The organism is Kitasatospora sp. NPDC088346 (assembly GCF_044740765.1).
Classification (GTDB): domain Bacteria; phylum Actinomycetota; class Actinomycetes; order Streptomycetales; family Streptomycetaceae; genus Kitasatospora.
Map to the genome: position 1 here is coordinate 46,951 of NZ_JBIURH010000039.1, position 21,715 is coordinate 68,665.

21 protein-coding genes and 1 pseudogene are annotated in these 21,715 nt (G+C 74.3%); 12 read left to right on the forward strand and 10 right to left on the reverse strand.

Translation table 11 applies throughout. From position 1 onward, the window contains the following. Positions 1 to 4 precede the first annotated feature (4 nt). From ACIOFR_RS32455 to ACIOFR_RS32465, 3 genes are all read right to left on the reverse strand, one after another. On the reverse strand, positions 5 to 469 hold the full coding sequence (locus ACIOFR_RS32455) for a hypothetical protein (protein ID WP_401002825.1): 465 nt from the start codon (positions 467 to 469) through the stop codon (positions 5 to 7). Between the two features lie 92 nt (positions 470 to 561). Further along, on the reverse strand, positions 562 to 2,175 hold the full coding sequence (locus tag ACIOFR_RS32460; protein WP_401002826.1) for an FAD-dependent monooxygenase: 1,614 nt from the start codon (positions 2,173 to 2,175) through the stop codon (positions 562 to 564). A gap of 68 nt (positions 2,176 to 2,243) precedes the next feature. Further along, on the reverse strand, positions 2,244 to 3,788 hold the full coding sequence (locus ACIOFR_RS32465; RefSeq protein WP_401002827.1) for an MFS transporter: 1,545 nt from the start codon (positions 3,786 to 3,788) through the stop codon (positions 2,244 to 2,246). Between the two features lie 129 nt (positions 3,789 to 3,917). Here ACIOFR_RS32465 and ACIOFR_RS32470 point away from each other — a divergent pair, with 129 nt between their 5' ends. Continuing rightward, on the forward strand, positions 3,918 to 4,535 hold the full coding sequence (locus ACIOFR_RS32470) for a TetR/AcrR family transcriptional regulator C-terminal domain-containing protein (protein ID WP_401002828.1): 618 nt from the start codon (positions 3,918 to 3,920) through the stop codon (positions 4,533 to 4,535). Between the two features lie 146 nt (positions 4,536 to 4,681). Continuing rightward, on the forward strand, positions 4,682 to 5,641 hold the full coding sequence (gene bla / locus ACIOFR_RS32475) for a class A beta-lactamase (protein ID WP_401002829.1): 960 nt from the start codon (positions 4,682 to 4,684) through the stop codon (positions 5,639 to 5,641). A gap of 7 nt (positions 5,642 to 5,648) precedes the next feature. Here the strand turns inward: bla and ACIOFR_RS32480 are convergent, their stop codons facing one another. Then, positions 5,649 to 6,248, reverse strand: a complete 600-nt coding sequence (locus ACIOFR_RS32480) for a TetR/AcrR family transcriptional regulator (protein ID WP_401002830.1) — start codon at positions 6,246 to 6,248, stop codon at positions 5,649 to 5,651. 98 nt (positions 6,249 to 6,346) lie between these two features. Here ACIOFR_RS32480 and ACIOFR_RS32485 point away from each other — a divergent pair, with 98 nt between their 5' ends. The 4 genes from ACIOFR_RS32485 to ACIOFR_RS32500 all read left to right on the forward strand — a co-directional run bounded on the left by ACIOFR_RS32485 (position 6,347) and on the right by ACIOFR_RS32500 (position 9,340). Next, positions 6,347 to 6,781 carry a nuclear transport factor 2 family protein gene (locus ACIOFR_RS32485; protein ID WP_401002831.1) on the forward strand — a complete coding sequence of 145 codons (435 nt, stop codon included), beginning with the start codon at positions 6,347 to 6,349 and terminating at the stop codon, positions 6,779 to 6,781. Then, a complete protein-coding gene (locus ACIOFR_RS32490; protein ID WP_401002832.1) occupies positions 6,778 to 7,677 on the forward strand; it encodes an NAD(P)H-binding protein in 900 nt (299 codons plus the stop codon). Before ACIOFR_RS32485 ends, ACIOFR_RS32490 begins: the two co-directional genes overlap by 4 nt. Positions 7,678 to 7,813: 136 nt before the next feature. Then, complete coding sequence (locus ACIOFR_RS32495) at positions 7,814 to 8,476, forward strand: DUF4097 family beta strand repeat-containing protein (RefSeq protein ID WP_401002833.1); 663 nt, start codon at positions 7,814 to 7,816, stop codon at positions 8,474 to 8,476. Positions 8,477 to 8,518: 42 nt separating this feature from the next. Continuing rightward, entirely contained in the window at positions 8,519 to 9,340 is an 822-nt protein-coding gene (locus tag ACIOFR_RS32500) for an alpha/beta fold hydrolase (protein WP_401002834.1), read from the forward strand. Positions 9,341 to 9,367: 27 nt separating this feature from the next. On the opposite strand, the gene ACIOFR_RS32505 is transcribed toward ACIOFR_RS32500, so the two are convergent. The 3 genes from ACIOFR_RS32505 to ACIOFR_RS32515 all read right to left on the reverse strand — a co-directional run bounded on the left by ACIOFR_RS32505 (position 9,368) and on the right by ACIOFR_RS32515 (position 14,948). Then, positions 9,368 to 12,082 (reverse strand): phosphatidylglycerol lysyltransferase domain-containing protein, encoded by a 2,715-nt coding sequence (locus ACIOFR_RS32505; RefSeq protein WP_401002835.1) that lies wholly within the window; start codon positions 12,080 to 12,082, stop codon positions 9,368 to 9,370. After that, a complete protein-coding gene (locus ACIOFR_RS32510; RefSeq protein ID WP_401002836.1) occupies positions 12,079 to 13,404 on the reverse strand; it encodes an alpha/beta hydrolase in 1,326 nt (441 codons plus the stop codon). The genes ACIOFR_RS32505 and ACIOFR_RS32510 overlap by 4 nt, the downstream gene beginning before the upstream one ends. A gap of 386 nt (positions 13,405 to 13,790) precedes the next feature. Further along, positions 13,791 to 14,948 carry a helix-turn-helix transcriptional regulator gene (locus ACIOFR_RS32515; RefSeq protein WP_401002837.1) on the reverse strand — a complete coding sequence of 386 codons (1,158 nt, stop codon included), beginning with the start codon at positions 14,946 to 14,948 and terminating at the stop codon, positions 13,791 to 13,793. A 101-nt stretch (positions 14,949 to 15,049) separates the two neighbouring features. Between ACIOFR_RS32515 and ACIOFR_RS32520 the strand changes: the two genes are divergently transcribed. Then, the gene (locus ACIOFR_RS32520) at positions 15,050 to 15,448 is read left to right on the forward strand and encodes a VOC family protein (RefSeq protein ID WP_401002838.1); all 399 of its coding nucleotides are present in this window, start codon (positions 15,050 to 15,052) and stop codon (positions 15,446 to 15,448) included. 42 nt (positions 15,449 to 15,490) lie between these two features. Here the strand turns inward: ACIOFR_RS32520 and ACIOFR_RS32525 are convergent, their stop codons facing one another. Continuing rightward, positions 15,491 to 15,877 (reverse strand): hypothetical protein, encoded by a 387-nt coding sequence (locus tag ACIOFR_RS32525; protein WP_401002839.1) that lies wholly within the window; start codon positions 15,875 to 15,877, stop codon positions 15,491 to 15,493. A gap of 200 nt (positions 15,878 to 16,077) precedes the next feature. Between ACIOFR_RS32525 and ACIOFR_RS32530 the strand changes: the two genes are divergently transcribed. From ACIOFR_RS32530 to ACIOFR_RS32550, 5 genes are all read left to right on the forward strand, one after another. Beyond that, the gene (locus ACIOFR_RS32530) at positions 16,078 to 16,887 is read left to right on the forward strand and encodes an alpha/beta fold hydrolase (RefSeq protein WP_401002840.1); all 810 of its coding nucleotides are present in this window, start codon (positions 16,078 to 16,080) and stop codon (positions 16,885 to 16,887) included. 221 nt (positions 16,888 to 17,108) lie between these two features. Continuing rightward, a complete protein-coding gene (locus tag ACIOFR_RS32535) occupies positions 17,109 to 18,287 on the forward strand; it encodes a DUF2254 family protein (RefSeq protein WP_401002841.1) in 1,179 nt (392 codons plus the stop codon). A 98-nt stretch (positions 18,288 to 18,385) separates the two neighbouring features. After that, complete coding sequence (locus ACIOFR_RS32540) at positions 18,386 to 20,008, forward strand: sulfatase-like hydrolase/transferase (RefSeq protein WP_401002842.1); 1,623 nt, start codon at positions 18,386 to 18,388, stop codon at positions 20,006 to 20,008. A gap of 175 nt (positions 20,009 to 20,183) precedes the next feature. Then, entirely contained in the window at positions 20,184 to 20,372 is a 189-nt protein-coding gene (locus ACIOFR_RS32545; protein ID WP_401002843.1) for a hypothetical protein, read from the forward strand. 68 nt (positions 20,373 to 20,440) lie between these two features. Then, complete coding sequence (locus ACIOFR_RS32550) at positions 20,441 to 20,722, forward strand: acylphosphatase (RefSeq protein WP_401002844.1); 282 nt, start codon at positions 20,441 to 20,443, stop codon at positions 20,720 to 20,722. A gap of 27 nt (positions 20,723 to 20,749) precedes the next feature. On the opposite strand, the gene ACIOFR_RS32555 is transcribed toward ACIOFR_RS32550, so the two are convergent. Next, positions 20,750 to 20,881 (reverse strand): hypothetical protein, encoded by a 132-nt coding sequence (locus tag ACIOFR_RS32555; RefSeq protein WP_401002845.1) that lies wholly within the window; start codon positions 20,879 to 20,881, stop codon positions 20,750 to 20,752. 87 nt (positions 20,882 to 20,968) lie between these two features. Further along, a pseudogene (locus tag ACIOFR_RS32560) lies at positions 20,969 to 21,715 on the reverse strand (RNA-guided endonuclease InsQ/TnpB family protein); the annotation flags it as partial.

The following is a 21,715-nucleotide window of genomic DNA, read 5'->3' on the forward strand; positions in this document are numbered from 1 at the left end:
CCCCTCAGCCCGGCTGGTCGGTCTCGGGCGCGGCCGGCGGCAGGCCGAAGGTGAATCCGGAGATGTTCCGCCCCTGGACGACGGGCGCCTGGAAGGTGCCGCCGCTGATGGCGTTGTGCACGCCGCCACCACCGGCCTGGACGGCCTCCGCATGCCGGTGCCACTCCTGGAGTGCGGTGCGGAAGTCCGGGTCCACCGCCGCCCGCTCGGCGAGCGCCGTCCGCAGGGACTGCGCGGCGGACCGGGCGGCGGCGCCGTCCGGCGCGGCCTCCAGCGCCGCGACCTCGGCCTCACCCGAACCGACGGCCGCCGCCCGCGGGTCCTCCGAGCGGCGGAACGGCCGCCTCACCAGGGCGCCCAGGAGTGCCAGCGCGTCCCTCCCGGCTTCGCCCCCGACGCCCGTCGCCAGGCCGATCAGCAGTGCAGCGGAGATGGGGTCCACATCAACTCCCGGGTCCTGTATGTCCATCAGGCTACGGTTCGCCCCGGGTCGTGCGCGCCCGGTTCGCGGATTTCGGCCCGAAGTCGGCCAGCACCGGCCCGAGTCGACGGCGGGTCCGGTCAGCGGCGGCCCGCCGGCGGACAGGGACGCAACGGCAGCCGGCTCAAAGCCGCGCCGAGGGCCACGGACGGACCCGCGGGCTCGGTGGCGGCGGGGTCGGTGGTGGTCGGGGCGGCCGAACGCCAGGCGATGTGACCGTCGGGGCGGACCAGGACGGCGCCACCGGTGGCGGTCCCGGCGAGCGCGGCGAACTCGGGTCCGGGGTCGGCGTGGCGCAGGCCGGCGGTGTCGGCGGCGCGGCGCCAGTCGGGCGGACCGAGGAGGATCCAGTCGCCGGCGGGCAGGTCGAGGGTGGAGCGCGTCCGGCGGGCGTCGGTCCAGGCGTGCGGCAGGCGGGTGCCGGGACTGCCGTCGAGCTCGGCGGCGGCCGGGGCCGCGCGGTCCCCGTCGCCGGCGAGGACGGCGGCCGAGCGGTAGCGGTCGCCGAGACCGTGGTCGGCGGGGGCGGTCCAGTCGGGGTCGGCCGAGGGGCTGCCCGGGGTCATGGCCCGGGCGTTGGCGCCGGAGGCGGCGACGGCGTGGACGGCGGCGGGGTGGCGCTCGTCCTGGTAGGTGTCCAGCAGGCTCTCGTCCGCCCGGCCGTCGAGGACGGCGGCGAGCTTCCAGACGAGGTTGTGGACGTCGGCGATGCCGGTGCTGGCGCCGCGGGCACCGGCCGGGGGCATCTGGTGGGCCGCGTCCCCGGCGAAGAACACCCGGCCCGCGCGCAGGCGGTCGAGCGTGCGTTCGCGGGCCTCCCAGGGCAGCACGCTGACCACCTCGGGCTCGGCGCCGGGCACCCCCAGGACGTCCCGCAGGATCTGCCCGCACCGCGCGGGCGGGTAGTCGGCGGGGCTCTCCACGGCCGGGTCGTAGCGCAGGTGGAAGGCCCAGCGGGTGCGGGCGTCGATGGCGGTGAGCATCCCCCGGACCCCGGGAAGCGAGATCAGGACAACACTGAACTCCCTTCCCCGGACGAGCTGTTCGAGGTCCGCACGGAAGAGGATGTTGAGCTGGTGCCCGTGGCTGGTGCCGTACGTCGAGGGGATGTCCAGCTCGTGGCGCAGCGCGCCGCCCGCGCCGTCCGCGGCGATCAGGTAGTCGGCGGTGACGGTCCGGGTGGCGCCGGTGGCCGTGTCCGTCAGGTCGACGGCGAGGTGGTCGGCGCCGTGCCGGAGGCCGGTGCGCCGGGTGCCGAAGCGGATCTCGGCCGGTCGGCGGCGGGCCGCCGCCAGCAGGACGGGCTCGACGGCGTCGAGGGTGGCGCGGCGGCCGGTGGTGGGGCTCCAGCGAGCCATCGCGGCGGGGGCGAAGATGCCGTTCCCGGGCCGGTCGTCGGAGTCCGGCCGCCGCGGGACGGCGGCGAGGGCGGTGGCGAGGTCGGGGCCGCGGTGGAGCCCCTCGGCGCGGGCCAGCGGGGCGCCGGCCGCGCGGACGGCGTCCGCGACACCGAGTTCGCGGTAGATCTCCATCGCGCGGGCGTTGAGGCTGCGGGCGCGCGGGTGGTCGTGGGTGCCGGGGTGGGCCTCGACCAGGAGCGAGGGCACCCCGTGGTGGGAGAGCGCGAGGGAGGCGGTCAGGCCGACGATGCCGCCGCCGACGACGAGGACCGGGTAGTGCGTACCGGTGTTCATGGGCTGTTCTCCGGGCGGGCGTTGAGGCGGGTTCAGGGGGTGGTGGGGGTCGGTGGGGGTCGGTGGGCTCACCTGCGGGTTCGGGTCCTGGTGCCGGGCAGCAGCAGGGAGGTGAGCGCGCCCAGCAGGCTGAGCGCCGCGGCGGCGAGCAGCGCCGCGTGGGTGCCGTGCAGGAGGTCGGCGGCGGCCCTGGCGGCCGTACCGGAGTCGGTGCCGGCGGCCGTTCCGGTGACGGACTGGGCGATGGCGCCGAGCAGGGCGAGGCCGAGGGCGCCGCCCAGTTGGCGGGAGGTGTTGAGCAGTCCCGAGGCGAGACCGGCCTCGGCGGGCGGCACGGCGGCGGTGGCCGCGGTGGTGGCGGACACCAGCATCAGGCCGAGGCCGGACCCGGTCAGCAGCAGCGGGCCGAGCAGGTCGACGGCGTAGCGGGCGTCGCCCGGGAGCACGGCGAGCCACAGCAGCCCGGCCGCCGCCACGGTGCCTCCGTACAGCGGCAGTCGGCGCGCGCCGGCGTCCAGCAGGCGGCGGGAGAGCAGCGCGGCGGTGGCCAGGCAGGCGCCCATCGGCAGCATCGCCAGGCCGGCCTGCTGGGCGGAGTAGCCGAGGACCTGCTGCGTCAGTTGGGAGACGAGGAAGAGCGACGCCGTCAGGCTGCTGCCGAGCAGCAGCACGACGAGGTTCCCGGCCGGCACGCCGGGCAGCCGGAAGACCGGCAGGCGGACCAGCGGGTGGGCGCTGCGGGCCTCGATGCGGACGAACGCGCCGAGCAGCAGGGCCGCCGCGAGGAGGGCGGTGAGGGTGGAGGGGGACATCCAGCCGTGCTCGCCGCCACGGGTGACGCCGAAGAGCAGCAGGCCGACGCCGGTGGTGGAGACGAGGGCCCCGGGCAGGTCGAGGCGGCCGACGGCGCCGCGGGCGCCGGCGGGCTGGAGGCACAGGTGGACGGCGACCAGCAGCGCGATGCCGGCGGGCACGTTGACGTACATCACCCAACGCCAGCCGGCGTGCTGGGTGAGGACACCGCCGAGCAGCACGCCGAGTGCGGCGGCCGACGAACTCGACGCGGCCCAGGCCGACATGGCGCGCCGACGTAGCTCCGGCCGGTCGGCGGTGGCGGCGAGGACGACGCCGAGGGTCGAGGTCGCCAGGGCCGAGGCCCCCAGCCCCTGGGCGGCGCGGGCGGCGATCAGGGCCTGGCCGCTGCCGGCCAGGCCGCCGAGGGCACTGGCGGCGGTGAACAGCACCAGGCCCGCTCGGAGGGTGGCCCGGCGGCCGAAGAGGTCGCCGGCGCGGGCCGCGAGCAGCGTGAAGCCGCCGAGCACCAGCAGGTAGGCGTCCACCACCCAGCGGGCGGCGGCGGATCCGAGTCCGAGGTCGGTGCTCATGGCGGGCAGGGCCACGTTCACGATGGCGCCGTCCGTGACGACCATGAACGACGCGGCGCAGGCGATCGCCACCGCCGCGGCGACGGGCCGGCCGGGCCGCAGCAGGCGCGGCGGGTCCGCGGGCGGCGCGGTGACGGGTGGCCGGGTGGCGGGTGGCTGGATGCGGGGCGACGGCACGGCGGGCGGGGAGGCCGCGGAGGGGTCGCGCGGGGAGGCGGGCATGGGCATGTCGGCTCCAAACCTGAACAGTGTTCTAGTAGAACGGTGTTCAGGTTAGGGTAGGCTCAACGGCGTGTCAACGCGGGTGACCAGGGCCTCGAAGGCGGCCCAACCCGCCCGCCCAGCAAGGAGATCCGCGTGCGCCTGCACCGCGAGGACGTGCTCGCCGGAGCCCTCGGCCTGCTCGACCAGGACGGCCTGGACGGGCTCACCATGCGCCGCCTCGCCACGTCCCTGGGCGTCGGCCCCAGCGCCCTGTACTGGCACTACCGCGACAAGCAGGCGCTGCTGGAGGCGATCGCCGAGGAGATCATGAGCGGCGTCGCCGACGTGGACCCCGCGCTGCCGCCGCGCGAGCGGACGGCGGAACTCGCCCGGCGACTGCGGCGGGCCCTGCTCACCCGCCGGGACGGCGCCCGGGTGCTGTCCGGCACGTACGTCCGCCGGCCCAACACCCTCGGCTTCGGCGAGGCCGCCGTGCACGCCCTGGCCGCCGCCGGGGTGCCGGAGACGGAGACCGCGCTGGCCTTCTTCACCATCCAGGACTACGTCCTCGGCCACGTCATCGAGGAACAGAGCCGGGAGCACCAGCTCGCCACCACCGACCGCACCCCGACCCCGGACACCGCCGCCACCGGCGACTACCCGGCCATCGGCACGGCCATCCGCCACTGGGCCGCCCGCACCCCGGACGACCGCTTCGAGTACGGCCTGCGGCTCCTGCTCGACGGCCTCGACCGTCGCACCGGCACCTGACGGCCGGTCAGCCCGCCCTCGATCGCCCGACCGATTCGGGAACGGCCCCGCCCGCCCCCACGTCCCCACAAGGGATGAGCGGGTCCGAACGACCCGAAAGGGACGGCTGCCGCACCCGGCGGCCGCACGAACAGAGGGACGTGGTCATGACAGTGCATCCGAGTCGGCGCGGGGTTCTCACCGGAGTCGCCGCGACGGCCCTGACCGCCGCCACCCCCGCCGGGAGGGCCTTCGCGCAGGCCCCGGGCGGCGAGGGCGGCGCAGGCCGGCAGGGCGGCGCGGGTCAGGAACCGATCGAGGGCCAGGAACGCATCGAGGGCCGGTTGCGCGCGTTGGAGCGGGCGCACTCCGCACGCCTGGGGGTCTTCGCCTGCGACACCGTCACCGGCCGGACCGTCCACTACCGCGCGGACGAACCGTTCCCGTTCTGCTCGACCTTCAAGACCATCGCCGTGGCCGCGGTGCTGCGGGACCTCGACCGGGACGGGGAGTTCCTCGCCTCCCGCATCAGGTACACCGACCGGGACGTCACGGAGTCGGGCTACGCGCCGATCACGGGCCTGCCGGAGAACCTGACCGGTGGCATGACGGTCGCGAGCCTGTGCGCGGCCGCCATCGACCACAGTGACAACGCCGCGGCCAACCTGCTGCTGCGCGAGCTCGGCGGCCCCGACGCGGTCACCCGCTTCTGCCGGTCCCTCGGGGACCGGGTGACCAGGCTGGACCGGTGGGAGCCGGCACTGAACTCCGCGGAGCCGGGACGCGAGAGCGACACGTCGAGCCCCCGCGCGCTCGGCCGCACCTACGCCCGGCTCACCCTGGGGGACGCCCTCGACGCACCGGACCGCGAGCGGCTGACGGGTTGGCTGCTGGGCAACACCACCAGCGGCAACCGCTTCCGCGCCGGACTCCCGCAGGGCTGGACCGTCGCGGACAAGACCGGCACCGGCGGCTACGGCACCACCAACGACGTGGGCATCGCCTGGCCCCCGGGGCGGGGCCCGATCGTGCTGGCCGTGCTGTCCACCCGGCACGACCCCGCCGCACCGGCGGACGAACCGCTGGTCGCGGAGACGGCCCGCCTGGTGGCGGCGGCCCTGGCCTGACCCGACCTCAGGGGGTCTCGCGCGGCGCGACGGTGCCGGTGATCCGCGCGGTGTGGTCGGCCAGCCGGGCGCGCAGCTCGTCCCGGGTGACGTGCTGCGCGCCCGCCAGGTGTTCGACCAGGTCGGCCCGGGTGGCCGCGAGCAGGGCGTGGGCGGTGAAGTCGTGGCCGGTCATCCCGCGAACGCCCTGCAAGAGCTCCGCGAGCAGGGCGTGCCAGCGTTCGTAGTACGCGGTGCGGTAGGGACTGTCGGCCCCCGTGCCCTCCAGGGCCATCGCCAGGTGGCGGTTGTCGAGCTTGAAGCAGAGGAGGGCGTCGAGCAGGGCCGGTAGGCGCTCCACCGGCGGGGTGGCCGGCCCCAGCGGCGGCGGGCCGTCCTCGACGGCGTCCGAGAGCGGCTGGAGTCGCGCCTCGTAGAGGGCGCGGATGAGTCCGGTGCGGTCGCCGAAGGCCCGGAAGAGGGTGCCCTTGCCGACCCCCGCCGCAGCCGCGATGTCGGCCATGGTGATCTCCCCGGGACTGCGGGAGCCGGCGAACAGCGCATCGGCGGCCGCGAGGGCGGCCGCCCGATTGCGGGCCGCGTCCTTGCGCGGGGCGCGCTCCGGCATGTCTACCTCCAGTTGCAATCCGGACCAGCGGTCCGTATCTTCCCACTGAAGCGGACCACTGGTCCGTATCGTACTGGACGCACCGGACGGAGACACCCATGCCCGCATGCCCCGACACCCCACCGGACGAGCTGTACCGCCGAAGCCTGCGCCTGCTGCTCGACAAGGACATCCCCGCCTGGGTCGGCCTGTGGGCCGAGGACGGCGTCATGGAGTTCCCGTTCGCGCCACCCGGCTGGCCCGGGCGACTCGACGGCCGGGAGGCCATCGCCGCCTACATGCGCGACTACCCCGACCACATCGACCTCCACGACTTCCCCGACCTGCGGATCCACCGGACCACCGAACCCGGCACGATCGTGGTGGAGATGCGCGGAGTCGGCACGCCGGTCGAGACCGGCTCCCCCTTCGACATGACCTACATCGCCGTCGTGACGGTCCGGGACGGACGCTTCACCTCCTACCGCGACTACTGGAACCCGCTCGCCGTTCAACAGCCCGGCCTCGACTTCACCGCAGGGAGCACCCGATGAGCAGCCCCGCCGCCACCCTGGTCGTCGGCGCCACCGGAACCACCGGCAGCCGGACCGCCGCACTCCTGGTCGCGGCCGGACGCCGCGTCAGGGCGGCCGGCCGCACCGCCACCGCACTCCCGGGCACGGAACCGGTACGCCTCGACTGGTACGACCCCGCCACCTTCGACGGCGCCCTCGCCGGGTGCGACCGCGCCTACCTGGTGCCGCCGACGGGCGAGCCCGACCCGGCCGCGGTCATGCTGCCCTTCCTCCGCCGGGCCCGTGACGCCGGCGTGCGCCGCGCCGTCCTGCTCAGCTCCTCGGCCGTGCCGAGGGGCGGCCCGGCGGTCGGGGCGGTCCACGACGCGCTGCCCGGCCTGTTCGACGAGTGGGCCGTGCTGCGCCCGTCCTGGTTCATGCAGAACTTCACCGGTGCACACGTGCACGCCCGCACCATCCGCGAGGAGGGCGTGGTCCGGACCGCGACCGGCAGCGGTCGGGTCGGCTTCGTCGACGCCGGGGACATCGCCGCCGTGGCGGTCCGCGCCCTCACCGACGACCCGGCGCCCAACACCGATCTGATCCTGACCGGACCGCAGGCGCTCGGCTACGACGACATCGCCCGCATCGTCTCCGACACCACCGGCCGCCCGGTCGTACACCAGCACCTGACGCGCGACGAGATGCGCGACCGTCTGACCGCGCAGATGCCCGTGGACTTCGCCGGGATGCTGGCCGACATGGACCTCGCCATCGCCGACGGCGCCGAGGACCGCACCACCGACACCGTCCTGCGCGTCACCGGACGCCCGCCGCGCAGCTTCCGACAGGTCGCCGACAGCGAGCTGACATCCCGCGACGGAGCATTCACTCTCAATCCAATGCAACGCACGCAGGGATCCCCGTTGCATTGATTCGGAGTCAGTTGCAACGAATTTACCGCTCTCACCTGCATTAGTGGCAGTTCCTTGCGGAACGCATGTTGCCCGACTTGCAAATGCAACGTAGCGTTTGCGATGTCAGAAACGACAAGCACCCAAGGAGAGCACGATGCGGACCTTCGACACCCCCACCCCCGTCTCCGCCGTCCTGGACATCCCCGCCGGGCGGGTCCGGCTGATCGCCACCGACCGCGCCGACACCACCGTGGAGGTCGCGCCCGCCGACCCCGCCAAGGGCCGCGACGTCCGGGCCGCCGAGCAGACCACCGTCGCGCTCGCCGACGGCGTCCTGCGGATCGGCACCGCGAGCGGGAACCAGCCCTTCGGCCCCTCCGGGGCGGTGGACGTCACCGTCCGGCTGCCCGCCGGATCCCACGTCGAGGGCCGGGCCGCCGGATCCGAACTGCGCGTCGTCGGCCGGCTCGGCGACCTCGTGTTCGAGGGTGCGTACCGCCGGATCGCGGTCGACGAGGCCGCGAGCATCCGGCTCACCGCCGTCGACGGCGACGTCGAGGTGGGCCGGCTCGACGGCCCCGCGGAGATCGCCACCGCGCGGGGTGACATCAGGATCACCGAAGCGGTGCGCGGCACGGTGGTGCTGCGCACCCGGTCCGGTGACATCACGGTCGGCGCCGCCGCGGGCGTCTCGGCGGCCCTGGACGCCGAGACCGGCCGGGGCCGCATCAGCAACGCGCTCAGGAACGACGGCAGCACCGGCCTCGACATCCGCGCCACCACCTCCCACGGCGACATCACCGCCCGCAGCCTCTGAGCGAGCCGCCCCGATTCCCGCCCGACGCAACAGGAGGACGACATGACGATGCACAGCACTCCCCCGGCCACCTCGCGGTGGACCGGCACGGTACCGGTCGACGACACGGCCCTGGCCGTCACCGACAGCGGCGGCGCCGGTGTCCCGGTGCTCTACCTCAACGGCCAGTTCGCCACCCAGGGGTACTGGCGGCGGACCATCGCCGAACTGGGGCCGCGGTGGCGGCACATCACCTACGACGAGCGGGGCCGGGGCCGCACGTCGGGTCGCTCGGCGGACTACTCCTTCGCGGCCGCCGTCCGGGACGTCGACGCCGTCCTCGCCGCCCGGGGCGTCGACCGGGCGCTGCTGGTGGGCTGGTCGTACGGGGCGTTCGTCGCGGCGCACTGGGCCGGCCGCAACCCCGGCCGCGCGCTGGGCGCCGTCCTGGTCGACGGCGCGTTCCCGTACGACTGGCTCGACGAGGCGATGGAGCAGCGGATCCGCAGGCAGTTCCGGAGTTGGGGCCGGTTCATGCCCCTGCTGCGCCCGACCGGTCTCACCCCGCGGATGAGCGCCGACCAGATGGCGGACAGCAACATCGAGCTCGGCAGGATCTCCCGCGAGCGCGAACTGGGCCCCGTGCTGGACGGGATCACCGTCCCCGTGCGGTACGTGGTCGCCTCGGGGGCGTCCCTCGGAAGCCGCGGCGACGAGCAGGAGCGGATCCGCACCAGCCTCGACGCGGTGACCGCCCGCAACGAGCACATCGAGGTGAGCGCGAAGGTCGCGAGCAACCACGGTGCGATCCTGCGGAAGGACTTCCGCACGGTCGCCGCGGCCGTCCGGGAGACCGCGGCCGCCCACGACCGGGCGGCCGGCTGAGGCCGCGGCGGACGTCCGGGAACGCCCTCAGGACGACAGCCTCCGCATCAGGCGCACGCCCTGGGCCGGGGTCAGGTGCGGCAGGTAGGCCTTGCCGATCGCGCGGGTGATGCTGGGCAGCGCCGCCGGGTCCGGGTAGACCATGTACAGCGGCCGGTACTCGGGCTGGAACTTCGCCTTGAAGGCGAGCAGCGAGCGGAAGCCGTAGACCGGCTCCAGCACCTGGCCCATCCAGTCCAGCATCCGTTGCAGGGAGGTCGGGTCCTCGCCCCGGTCGGCACGGGCCAGCGGCGCGCCGGAGAGGGACAGGAACCGGGCGCCCTCCTCCTTGAAGCCGAGCGCCGCGGAGGCGATCAGGAACTCCATGACGCCCCGGAAACCGTCGGAACCGCGTCGCATGAAGTCCAGCGTCCAGCCGACCGGTCGACCGTCCTCGTAGACGGGCATCCAGCTGGTCAGCCCGTGCACCCGGCGTTCCGGGTCGACGGCGATCAGCACCCGGACGGCCGGGTCCTCCAGTTCGTCCAGGCCGCCGAGGGTGAAGCCCATCTCCGGCAGGCCCTTGTCGCAGACCCACTCCTCGGAGATGGACCGGATCTGGTCCTTGATCGCGGCGGGGGCGTCCCGGTAGGTCCACCACTCGGCCACGACGCCCTGTTTGCCCGCCTTGTTCAGCGACGTCCTGATGTCCTGCCACTTCTTGCCGGTGAAGGCCAGCTCCGGCAGCGCCACCACGGTGTCCTCGGCGACCTGGAGGGAGCGCCAGCCCAGTGCGGCGGCGGCGTCACGGATCTCGGGGGTGACGCTGTAGAAGCACGGGGTCCAGCCGCGCGCGTCGCAGTAGCGGGCGAACCCGGCGACCGCCCGGACCCTCGCCTCCGGTGCGCCGAACGGGTCACCGGTGGTCAGCGCGACGGTGGACAGCACCCGGTAGGGCACCGCCGCCTCGCCGGACTCGTCGAACCAGTAGTGGTTCCCGTCCCAGGTACTGATGAAGGACAGCGTGCTGCCGCCGTGGGCGGTCAGCAGCGCCCGGGCGCGGGCGGCGTCCTCGGCGTCCACGTGCACCACCGGCCGGCGCAGGGCCACCAGCAGCGCGGACAGGGACACCGTCCAGAACAGCAGTCCGCAGTAGGTGACCAGCAGCCGGGCCACCGGGCCGGTGGCGATCGGATAGTCGGCGAGCAGTTCCCCGTAGGCCGGCGGCAGGTAGGCCGCGGGCAGCCCGGAGACCAGTCGGCCGGCGGTGACGGCCGAGTCGAACTGCTCACGGACCAGCCCGCCGACCCCGACGTAGGCGGTGGCGGTGAGCACCAGGGCGGTCGCGACGACGCCGACCAGGCGCCGGATCACCCGGCGGCCCATCCGCAGCTGGAAGCGGTGCCTGGTGCGGATCAGGAGGGCGGTGGTCAGCACGGGCAGCAGCAGGGCCTCGACGAAGAACTCCACGACGGCCGCGGTGTCGCCCGGGTCCTGCGACACGGCGAGGTCGTCGGCGAGCAGCCGGGCCAGGAGGCAGATCCAGATCAGCTCGGTGATGACGGTGATCCGCCAGGCCGGGCGCAGGCCGCGGCGCAGTCCCTCCGCGAGCACCAGCAGCAGCGCGGGGACGGCGGCGGCCATCAGCCGACCGGGCGAGTCGAAGAAGTCCTGGACGGCGTGCGCCCGGGCGCATTCGTGGACGGAGATCGAGCAGAGGTCCGCTATCTCGTCCGGCGCGTAGGAGCGCGATAGGTAGAGGTCGGAGAGACTGTTGAACGGGCCGATGGCGTCGTCGTACAGCGAGGCGACCAGCGGCCCGACGGCTGCCGCGACCAGGCACAGGGCGACCAGGGTCCGGGTCTCGTTGTGCGAGGACCGGCCGCGCCGGCGCAGCCGGAAGCGGCGGCGCCCGGCGTCGGTCTCCGCGCCGGGGTCGCGGTGGGGCGCCTGGGGGTACAGCAGGGCGCCGACGGCGAGGCCGACGACGGCGGCGGTGAAGCGCTGCAGGCTCTGCAGGTGGCCGATGTAGAGGGTCGCGACCAGCGGGACGAGCACCACCAGCAGGTGCATCCGGCGGCGCCACAGGACGGTCAGGCGGTATCCGAGGACGGCGGCGAGCCCGAACAGCCCGATGCCCGGGCCGGTGGCGATCTGGTCGGTGATGTCCTTGGTCCAGCCCTCGCCCGCGGCGATCCCCAGGCGTACCAGTGCGCTGCCCAGCAGGGTGGCCACGACCTGACCGGTGACCAGTATCAGGACGCTGCGGCGCCGGCCGAGCCTGCGTTCGGCGACCGGCCCGACCAGCAGGAGCAGCCCGCTGGTGAAGACGTACGAGCTCAGGCCGGAGCACCAGAGCAGCGAGGTGAGGGGGGTCCACCAGCGGCCGGCGTCCAGGGTGGGCAGGCCGACCCCGACCAGGTCCAGGAGCCTTCCCGAGGGGCCGTGACGGAGGGTGCCGGTGGCCGCGCCGACGGTCCACAGGGCCGCGAGCAGGCTGAGGGTCAGGGGCGCCCTGCGCAGCCGGCGGGCCTGTCGGGACCAACGGGAGCGGACCGGCTCGGGGGGCGGCGCGGTCGGGCCGTCGCTCGGGCCGGGGCCGGGATCGACGGGCAACGCGGTGAGGCCGGCCGGCATCGCGGCAGGGCCGGTGGGAGCGGCGGCCGGAGTGCCGCCTGACACGATGTCGCCGGACACGGTGTCGCCGTCCGGCGCCCGCATGTCGACGGGGCCGTCGGCCGGGGTGGTGGCCGGGGCGCTCATCCGATCAGTCCGGTGCGCTGGGAGAGCCAGACCAGGTTGTCACCGATGGCCGCCCGGAACACCGTCCAGTCGTGCCAGCCCGGCTTGAGCTGGAACTGCACCGCCATGTCCGCCTGCACGGCGGCCGCGTACACCTTCTCCTGCTGGGGGCGGAAGTCCTGGTCGTTGGAGCCGACCACGAAGACGCCGGCGGTGTCGGGGAACTTCTTGCGGGCCATCAGGTGCACCGGGTCGACGGCGGCGAAGGCCTCCTCGTCGCCGCCGAAGGCCTCCTTCACGCTCTTGCCGTGACTGCCCAGGGTCGGCTCCTGCTGGCCGGAGATGTCGATGAAGGACCCGTAGACCTCGGGTGCGTTCAGGGCGAGCTGCAGGGAGCAGGTGCCGCCGAAGGACAGGCCGGCCACCGCCCAGGACTGCCGGCCGGTCGCGGTCTGCAGGGTCGAACGCACCCAGGCCGGCACGTCGTGGGCGAGGTAGGTCTGCGCCTTGGCCATCCGGGAGTCCATGCAGAGCTGGTTCTCCCACGCCGAGCCGGTGGGATCGGCGACGACCACGATCGGGGCCAGGCCCCGGTGGGCGGCGGCGAAGGTGTCCATCATGTCCTGGAGTCCCCCCGAGTTGATCCAGTCCTCGGGCGCGCCGGGCTGGCCGGGCAGCAGGACCAGCACCGGCAGCAGCGGCCGCGGCGTGGCCTGGTAGGCGGGCGGCAGGTAGACGAAGCCCGCGCGGGTCCTGAAGTCCGACCGCGGGCCGGGTATCCGCACGCTGGCCGTGGTGCCCTTGGCCGGCAGGTCGGCGGGCGGGTTCCAGACCTCGGCCAGCGTCCCGCCGGGCGGCGCCGCGAGCGTACGGTCGGCGTGCGTGGTGCTCAGGGTCCCGGTGTTGCCGATCCACGGCGCGAGCAGCACCCGTGCGGTCGGGTACTGGTCGAACTGCCGGTTGACCTGCGAGGACGCCATCAGTACCGCCAGCCCGGCGGCGAGCGCGACGAGCGCCCGACCGGGCCACCGGGACAGCCGGGGCAGCCGGAACCCGGCGAGCGACAGCCCGAGGATCGCGGTGCCGATCCACACCGTCACCTCGTGCGGCAGGCCCTCGGGGAAGGGCTGCCACCAGTCGTCGACGGCGACGTCCACCAGCAGGGTGAGGGCCACGGCCAGGGCCACCGCGCAGGGCAGCAGGCGCAGCGCCCACCGCCGCCCGCGGGCCACGGCGAGACTCAGCAGCGAACCCCAGCCGGCCGCCAGCACGGCGTAGGCGATCGGCCCGTGCGTCAGCGGCCAGTCCAGCGGGTTCCAGGCGGCGGCGAGCGCCACGGTCATCATGCTCCTTGCTTCGCGGCACCGGTACGCACCGCAACTCCGCTACGCCGCGACGTCGCCGCCGCGGCCGTCCTCCACACCCCACGGTCGGGTCACCGGTTCACGCACCGCCGGAAACCCACCGCCGGAAACCCCGCACCGCACCGCCGGGCCGGCCGACCTGAACGCGGCGGGGCGAACCCCTGCTGCATGTCGACGTGTCCAGCCGTGGTTGCGGTTCCCCCGCCGCCCCCGTACCCCTGCTCCTCTGCTCCCCTGCTCCCCGATCCGTCCTGTCCCCGCCCCGGCCGTCCGGCCCCCGCCGTCACCGGCCCCGGTTGTCGGACATCGGCCAGGTGGCTCCGGTCAGGGTAGTTGAGGCCCGTCGGGCGTCGTCACAGGGGTGATCACTTCGTTCCGCCGGCCCGGAACGGACCCGCAGGGCGGGCGTGGTCGTCACCGTCTCGCGGCTCTCGGCGTCCCGCGCTTCCCGGCTTCCCGGGCCTGCTCGGTCGGCCCGCCGACGCCGCCAGGCGGTCGGCCAGTCCGAGCACCAGGGCGCGCAGTTCGTCCGGCTGCTCGATCACGAAGGGGCGGTCGATCGCGGCGAGCACCGCGGGCAGCCAGTCGAGCCGCTCGACCCGGAGTTCCACCCGTGACCACCCGGACTCCGCGCCGTCCGCACCGGCGTCGGAGACAGCGGGGGCGGGGGCCTCGGCGGGGGCGCGGGTTTCGGCGGGGGCGGGGGCCTCGGCGGCGGTGTCGGTCGGGATCTCCTCCACCGTCGCGACGCCGACGGGGAAGCCGGTGCGGATCCGGTCGACGCCCGCCCGGATCCGCAGGACCACCCGGTGCCGGTACTCCGCCGCGGCGAACCCGGCCACCACCCGCTGCGCCGGGTCGGGCCCGCCGGGCGGCTCGAAGCTCCCGGGCCGGCTCCTGGCCTCCGTGATGCGGTCCAGCCGGAAGGTGCGGTCCTCGCCGACCCCGGTGTCCAGCCCCGTGACGTACCACGTGCCGGAGTGGACGACCAGCCCGTACGGGTGGACCGTGCGCAGACTGCGCCGGCCGGCGGCGGAGGTGTGGGCGATCTCGACCGGCGAGCGGTGGCGGACGGCGTCGGCGAGGGTCAGCAGGACCGTACCGTCCACCTCGGCGGCGGCCGGCGGCGTGGTGAAGGCCGTCGATCCGAGGACGGCGTCCAACCTGCCCGCCAGACGCCGGGGCAGCACCCGGCGGATCTTCGCGAGTGCGGTCTCGGCCGCCGGGCCCGCCGGCGTCGCGAGCCCGCTGCGCCGCCCGGCGACGAGCCCGAGCACCACGGCCAGGGCCTCGTCGTCGCCGAGCATCAGCGGGGGCATCCGGTAGCCGGGCGCCAAGCGGTATCCGCCGTACCGGCCGCGTACCGAGTCCACGGGGACGTCCAGCTCGACCAGGTGCCCCACGTACCGGCGGACCGTGCGCTCGTCCACGCCGAGCCGGTCCGCGAGCTCGGCGACGGTGCGCACCCCGCCCGACTGGAGGAGTTCCAGCAGCGCGAGCACGCGGGACGTCGGTTTGGACATGCGGCCATTGTCGCGCGGATACCGGGCGGAATCTGTCCGGTATCGGTCCTAGCGTGGCCCACGTCCCCAGACGACCCACCGATCACCCACCGGGAGAGACCGTGAACCTCGTATCGATCCGCCTCATCACCGAGAACGTCGCCCGCCTCGTGGCCTTCTACGAGCGCGTCACCGGCACACCCGCCACCTGGAGAACCGAGGACTTCGCCGAGGTCACCGCCGGGCCCGCCACCCTGGCCATCGGCAGCACCCGTACCGTCCCGCTGTTCGCGCCGGGCTGCGCCGAGGGCGGTGCCAACCGCAGCGCCATCGTCGAGTTCCTCGTCGAGGACGTCGACGCCCTGCACACGGCCCTCGCCGCCCACGGCGAGGAGTTCGTCACCGCGCCGACCACCATGCCGTGGGGCAACCGCTCCCTGCTGCTGCGCGACCCGGACGGGAACCTGGTCAACCTCTTCACCCCGGTCACGCCCGCCGCCAGGGCCCGGTTCGGAGGCTGACGGGAAACGGTCCGGCGGCCGGCCCCGGCCCCTCTCCCTTCCTCAGCCGAGGAAGGGGAAGGTCGGCCGGGACCAGCAGGCCGCCTCCTCGGGCTGCCCCGGCAGCATGGTCGGGGCACCCATCCCGACCACGTGCAGCCAGCTCAGGACGGCCGCCGCCACGGCCAGGGCGGGCAGCAGGTACCAATGGCTCCCCGGCAGTTCGGCGAGCACCGCGCCGAGCACCAGCAGCACGACGACCATGACGGCCCACACGGACACCAGGGCCAGGAAGCCGCCGCCGTCGGCCTCGTGGTCCTGGGTGAGGCACCAGTTCCACGTCGCGCGCACCCGGCTCTGCGCGACCAGCAGCCCCACCGTGGCGAAGACCACGGCCGCCGGCACCCGCACACAACCGCCGACCGCGCGCCGGACGTTCACCGACTCCATGCCACCCCCCGAAATGATCACCTCTGTCTCCGGACGCCCCGGGTCCCGTGACGGTTCCCGCTCGCTCGCCGGACCCGTGCGACGCCGGCACCCGGCACCCGGCACCCGGGCGACATGCCGCGTTCGGCCGAAGGTCGCCGACCGGCGGGTGGCGGGACGGGAGCCTGGAAGGAAAACCGGCAGGACGGGAAGGCCGAATCGTGGGCGGTAGCGCGCAGTTCCACCACTGGGACGTCCGGGAGTCCGGACCGACCGACGCCCCGCACCGGGTGTTGCTACTGCCCGGCGGGCTGTGCAGCACGGCCTTCTACGAGGACATGATGGCCGCCCCGCCGCTCACCACGGCTCCGATCAGGCTGGTGGCCGCGACCGTGCCGGGACACGCCGGGACGGTCGCGCCCGAGGACGTGTCGATGGAGAACTACGCGGCCATCACCGGGGCCTTCGCCGCCGAGCACGGCTGCACGGCGGTGGTCGGCCACAGCATCGGCGCCAACATCGCGATGGAGATGGTGGGCGGCGGGCACTTCACGGGGCCGGTGGTGCTGCTCTCCCCCACCTTCTCGCGGCCGGATGAGTCCAAGGCGCTGGCGGTCTCCACAACGCTCGCGCGGGTGCCCGGCCTCGGTTCGCTGGCGTGGCCGGCGATGCTGTGGCTGGCGCCGAAGGCGCTGGCGGACAGCATTCCCGAGCGGCGGCGGCCCGCGCTGCTCGCCGACCTGAAGCGGAACTCGGCGCCGTTCTGCCGACGGGCCATGGCCGAGTACTTCGACTACCTGGACCGGCACGGCTCCCTGGTACCGCGACTGTGCGGCTCCGGGTCCCGCGCCTGGGTGGTGCGCGGCGACCGGGACGAGATCGGTCTGACCGATGCCGAACGCGCCGCCCTGGAGGCCTGTGCCTCCGTCACGGTGCGGGAGATCCCGGACAGCGGGCACCTGGTGATGGTGGAGCAGCCGGAGGCGGTGGCCCGGCTGATCGCGGACGCCGTTCTCGGCGCGGGCCGCTGACCGGGAGTCATCGGAGCGCCCGCGCCGGACGGGCGGTTCCATGACCGGCGGCTCCGGAACGCACAGTAAATCTTCCGGTCAGTTACCCGGCACCCGCCCTACCCGCCCCCCGGTCGCACCGAAGAATTTCCTGTGACGGGGCCGCCGCCACGCCGACAGCTTGGAGTGTGTTCGTGGGTGCGCCGACCGCACGATTCGCTTCGCGCCGCAGCGCCGGGAGGGTGGTCCGCCCCCGCCGTCGGCTCCGCTCCGGCGCCGCCCAGCTGACGGGCCTGGCGGTGGGGCTCGTCCTGGGCCTGATGCTGCCGCGGATCGACGGCGGGCCCCAGGTGGCGTCCGCCCGGACCGTCGAGGTGCTGAGCGTGGTGGCGCTCGGCGTGGTGAGCGTCACGGCGTTGATCTTCTCCCTGCTGTTCCTGGTCACCCAGTGGGCCGCGGGGAACTACAGCCCCCGGCTGGCACTGTTCCAGACCGACCCGCTGGTGTGGCGGACGTTCGCCCTCGTCGTCGGACTGCTCTCGCTCACCGTCACCGGGCTGCTGGCGATCGGCTCGCGCCCCACCGTCTCGCTGGCGCTCCCGGCGACGGTGCTGCTGTTGAGCGTCATCGCCCTCGTCCTGGTCCGCAGTCTCCAGCTGCGGGCCTTCCGGTCGATCCAGCTCGGGCACGTGCTGGCCGGTACCGGTGCACAGGGTCACCGGGTGATCGACGCGCTGTTCCCCGCGGACCGTCCCGCTGTCGCGGCCCCGGTGGCGCCGGCGGCGGTCAGTTCCACCGTCCGGTGGCGCGGCCGCACCACGACGATCGAACAGGTCGACCTGGACGGGCTGGTCCGCGTCGCGGCCGCGGCCGACGCCGTCGTGGAGCTGCGGGCCGTCATCGGCAGCACGATCCAGCACGGCGATCCGGTCGCGGACGTCCGGGGCGGCCCCCTGCCTGACGAGACGGTGACGGACGCGCTGGTCGTGGGCCGCTACCGGGCCTTCCGGCAGGATCCGCTGCTGGCCCTGCGCCTGCTCGCGGACACCGGACTGCGCGCACTGTCCCCCGCGGTCAACGACCCGGCGACCGCCGTCCAGGCCCTGGACGTCATCGACGGGCTGCTGCGCCGGCTGGTCACCGCGGACCTGGACCGCCGGTCGGTCCCCGACGCGCTGGGCGTCGTACGGCTGCTGGTCCTGCTGCCCGGCTGGGCGGGCTTCCTGCGGGTCGCGGTGGACGACCTGCTCCCGGTCGCCGTCGACGCGCCGATGGTGCTGCTGCGCCTGCGCGACCTGCTGACGGGCCTGCGGTCGATCGCGCCCGCGGACCGCCGCGCATCGTTGGAGGCGCGGCTCCGATGGGTCGAACAGCAGCTCGCCGACCGCCATCCCCCGTTCGTGGCGGAGGCCACGGGGTAGCTCACCCGCTTGGCCGTCCCCGGCCGTGTCCTGTCCCGGCCGTGCCCGCCCCGCGCTTAGGGTCGGGCCCGACCGGCTGTCGAAGGGGCAAGGTGAGCATGGCGCGTCCTCCGAACATCCTGCTGATCGTCACCGACGAGGAGCGGGCCGCGATCCCCCGCCCGCCCGGCTACACGCTTCCCGCCCGGGAGCGGCTGGCGGAGCGCGGGACGAGCTTCGACCGCTACTACACGGCTTCGGCGATGTGCAGTTCCGCCCGGTCGGTGATCTACACCGGGCAGCACCTGCCGTTCACCGAGATCTACGACAACGACAACATGCCCTACATCCGGCCGCTCGACCCCGCGCTCGGCACGGTCGGCACGATGCTGCGCTCGGCCGGCTACTACTGCACCTACCAGGGCAAGTGGCACCTCTCCAACGCGTACCTCACCCCGGAGCGTCCCGGCCCGACCACGGACGCACTGGAGCCCTACGGCTTCAGCGAGTTCAACGACTGGGGCGACATCGACGGCGGCGCCTGGGCCGGCCTCAAGCTCGATCCCGTCATCGCCGGGCAGGCGGTGCGCTGGCTGCGCAACCGGGCGCCGGTCGTCGCGGCGGACCAGCCGTGGTTCATGGCGGTCAACTTCGTCAACCCGCACGACATCATGAGCTTCGACTACGGGGGCTCGCCGCAGGTCCAGCTGCCGTTCGGACTGGCCCACGCCATGGTGCAGAAGGCGGCCGCCGACATCCCGGTGTACCGGCGCCGTTGGGAGCTCGACCTGCCAGCCAGCCTGCGTGACGACCTGTCGGGAGCCGCACCGGCGGTGGCCGAGTTCGCCCGGATGCTCGACACCGTCTTCGGCCCGGTGGCCGACGACCGTCACTGGTACGACGGGCTCAACTTCTACCTCAACGCCATCCGCGACGTGGACCGCAGCATCGACCTGGTGCTGGACGCGCTGGAGGCGTCCGGGCAGGCCGATCGCACGGTCGTGGTGTTCACCTCCGACCACGGCGAGATGGCCGGCTCGCACGGGCTGCGGCAGAAGGGCGGCCTGGTCTACGACGAGAACTTCCACGTCCCGTTCGTCCTCTGCCACCCCGACGCGCCCGGTGGTGTGCGCACCGAGGCGCTCGCCTCCGCCGTCGACCTCGCGCCGACCCTGCTGGAGGTCGCGGGCGTACCCGCGGCGGAGGTCGCGGAACGCCACCCCGCCCTCAAGGGCCACTCGTTGGTGCCCGTGCTCGACGGCGGAACGGTGCGCGACGGGGTGCTCACCGCCGTCGAGTCGATCGTCACGCTGGACGCGTCGTTCTGGTTCGAGTTCGCCGACCCGGAGGCACCCCGGCGGATCCAGTCCGGGCAACTGCGGCCGGACTGGTCCAAGCGCGGCTTCCTGCGCGGTTACACCGACCGCCGCTACACCTTCGGCCGCTACTTCTCCCCGCTCGGTCCGAACCGGCCCACCAGTCCCGAGGCGCTGTACGCGCAGAACGACGTCGTGCTCTACGACCGCGAGGAGGACCCGGCCGAGCTGCGCAACCTCGCCGCCGACCCCGGGCACCGCGAGCTGGTCGCCCGGTACAGCACCCTGCTGGAGGGCCTGATCAGCGCAGAGATCGGGCCCGACGTGCGCGCGTGGGTCACCGAACGCCCGCACCTGCTGGGCTGGCCGACCTGGCACGGCGACACCGACCAGCCCGCCGCCGCGACGACCGGCTCGCCGGGCTGAACCCGCCCGGCACGGGCGCGGACGGCGCAGGATCCGGCAGTGCGGGGACGAACGGTGTGGAAACGGACGGGCCGGGTAGCCGCCCGAGAGCCCCTCCGGGCGGACCGTCGCGGAGCAGCCCGAAGAGTGCGGACATCCCTGTGTGACCTGTGAGACCCGAGAAGAGGACGGTGCCATGACCGGATCCGAGGAGCACACCCCGCAGCCCGACGAGGAGACCCGCGAACGGTCCGCCGAGGAGCGCTCGATCACGGCTCCCACCCCGGCGGACGTCCGGGCCAAGGCGCCGGACAGCGACGACGAGGAGGACAACGAGGGCGACGAGGGCGACCGGCCGCCGGCGGCGGACACCCGGGCGCCGTGACGGCCCGCCGTGGTGCCCGCCGGGCGGTCCGTCCGGCGGGCGCCCCGGCGGTTCAGTACGGTGGCCGCATGACCGAGAGCGTGCGGCTGACCGCGGTGGTCGACGGCCGCGTCCAGGGTGTCGGATTCCGCTGGTCCGTGATGGCCCGGGTCTCCGGGCCCGACGCGCTGACCGGCCACGCCCGCAACCTGCCGGACGGGCGGGTCGAGGTGGTGGCCGAGGGGCCGCAGGAGGACTGCGAACAGCTGCTGGCCTGGCTGCGGACGGGCGACACCCCGGGGCGGGTGGGGTCGGTGTCGGAGAGCTGGGGCCCCGCCACCGGTGACCACGACGGGTTCACCGTCCTCTGAAACCGCCGCCCGGGGGCCGGAGCGCCGTCAGCCCTCCCGTTCCTCGATGGCCGCCAGGTGCCGCTCGACCGAGTCGACCTTGGCCCTCAGCCCGCCGGTCACACCGGCCCGGTCGTCGATCTTGATCACGGTGCTGACCCGCCCGCTGTACGCCGGCATCACCTAGTCCCACTCTGCCCGCCCCCACCCCACCCCTCGATGCTGGTGAACGTGACTCCTCCCCCGGATGGATCCGGGAGCTTCTCGTTACGCCTGGTCGGCGTGACGACGGACCAGCCCGGCCCGTAGAACGTTGCGTGCTCCCACGGTGTCGGCGTGCGCATGGTGGCCGCAGCTGACGCAGTGGAACTTCTCCTGTGTGGGTCGGTTCTCCTTGGCGGTGTGCCCGCATTCGGGGCACTCGCGGGAGGTGTCGCGGGGGTCCACGGCGATCACTTCCCGTCCGGCGCTCTCAGCCTTGGCGTGCAGGATCGTCAGGAACACCCCCACCCGGCATCGGCTATCGAGCGGTTGAGCCCGGCCTTGGCCGCAGCCCCGTTGGCCAGGAACGCGCCCAGCCTCTCGGGGTCGGGCTTCGGAGCGGGGGCCTTGTTCATGTTGCGGATCTTGAGGTCTTCGTGCGCGATGAAGTCGTGCGCGCGAACCAGGTCGAGGGCGGTCTTGTGCGCGTGGTCGAGCCGCTGGCGGCGTACCCTGCCGTGCAGCCCGGCGACCTTCTCCACCGCCCGCCGGTGGTTGGCGGTGCGGTCCCTGGCCTTGCGACGCGGAAACCGCGACAGTGCCTGCTGGGCGGCTTCCAGCCTCGCGGCGGCGCGCCGGCCGTGCCGGGGGTTCGGTACGAAGGCGCCGCTGGAGTCGGCGAGGAAGTTCGCAATGCCCAGGTCGATGCCGACCGCGCTGCCGGTCGCGGGCAGCGGCGGCGGCTGCTCCTACTCGGCGGCCAGTACGACGAACCACTTACGGCCCTCGCGCTTGACCGAGACGGTTTTGACC

Bases quoted from the DNA above. Each gene is read 5' to 3' on its own strand.
- ACIOFR_RS32455 (WP_401002825.1), bottom strand. From the start codon at position 469: ATGGACATACAGGACCCGGGAGTTGATGTGGACCCCATCTCCGCTGCA.
- ACIOFR_RS32460 (WP_401002826.1), bottom strand. From the start codon at position 2,175: ATGAACACCGGTACGCACTACCCGGTCCTCGTCGTCGGCGGCGGCATC.
- ACIOFR_RS32465 (WP_401002827.1), bottom strand. From the start codon at position 3,788: ATGCCCATGCCCGCCTCCCCGCGCGACCCCTCCGCGGCCTCCCCGCCC.
- bla (WP_401002829.1), top strand. From the start codon at position 4,682: ATGACAGTGCATCCGAGTCGGCGCGGGGTTCTCACCGGAGTCGCCGCG.
- ACIOFR_RS32480 (WP_401002830.1), bottom strand. From the start codon at position 6,248: ATGCCGGAGCGCGCCCCGCGCAAGGACGCGGCCCGCAATCGGGCGGCC.
- ACIOFR_RS32485 (WP_401002831.1), top strand. From the start codon at position 6,347: ATGCCCGCATGCCCCGACACCCCACCGGACGAGCTGTACCGCCGAAGC.
- ACIOFR_RS32490 (WP_401002832.1), top strand. From the start codon at position 6,778: ATGAGCAGCCCCGCCGCCACCCTGGTCGTCGGCGCCACCGGAACCACC.
- ACIOFR_RS32495 (WP_401002833.1), top strand. From the start codon at position 7,814: ATGCGGACCTTCGACACCCCCACCCCCGTCTCCGCCGTCCTGGACATC.
- ACIOFR_RS32500 (WP_401002834.1), top strand. From the start codon at position 8,519: ATGACGATGCACAGCACTCCCCCGGCCACCTCGCGGTGGACCGGCACG.
- ACIOFR_RS32505 (WP_401002835.1), bottom strand. From the start codon at position 12,082: ATGAGCGCCCCGGCCACCACCCCGGCCGACGGCCCCGTCGACATGCGG.
- ACIOFR_RS32510 (WP_401002836.1), bottom strand. From the start codon at position 13,404: ATGACCGTGGCGCTCGCCGCCGCCTGGAACCCGCTGGACTGGCCGCTG.
- ACIOFR_RS32515 (WP_401002837.1), bottom strand. From the start codon at position 14,948: ATGTCCAAACCGACGTCCCGCGTGCTCGCGCTGCTGGAACTCCTCCAG.
- ACIOFR_RS32525 (WP_401002839.1), bottom strand. From the start codon at position 15,877: ATGGAGTCGGTGAACGTCCGGCGCGCGGTCGGCGGTTGTGTGCGGGTG.
- ACIOFR_RS32540 (WP_401002842.1), top strand. From the start codon at position 18,386: ATGGCGCGTCCTCCGAACATCCTGCTGATCGTCACCGACGAGGAGCGG.
- ACIOFR_RS32545 (WP_401002843.1), top strand. From the start codon at position 20,184: ATGACCGGATCCGAGGAGCACACCCCGCAGCCCGACGAGGAGACCCGC.
- ACIOFR_RS32550 (WP_401002844.1), top strand. From the start codon at position 20,441: ATGACCGAGAGCGTGCGGCTGACCGCGGTGGTCGACGGCCGCGTCCAG.
- ACIOFR_RS32555 (WP_401002845.1), bottom strand. From the start codon at position 20,881: ATGCCGGCGTACAGCGGGCGGGTCAGCACCGTGATCAAGATCGACGAC.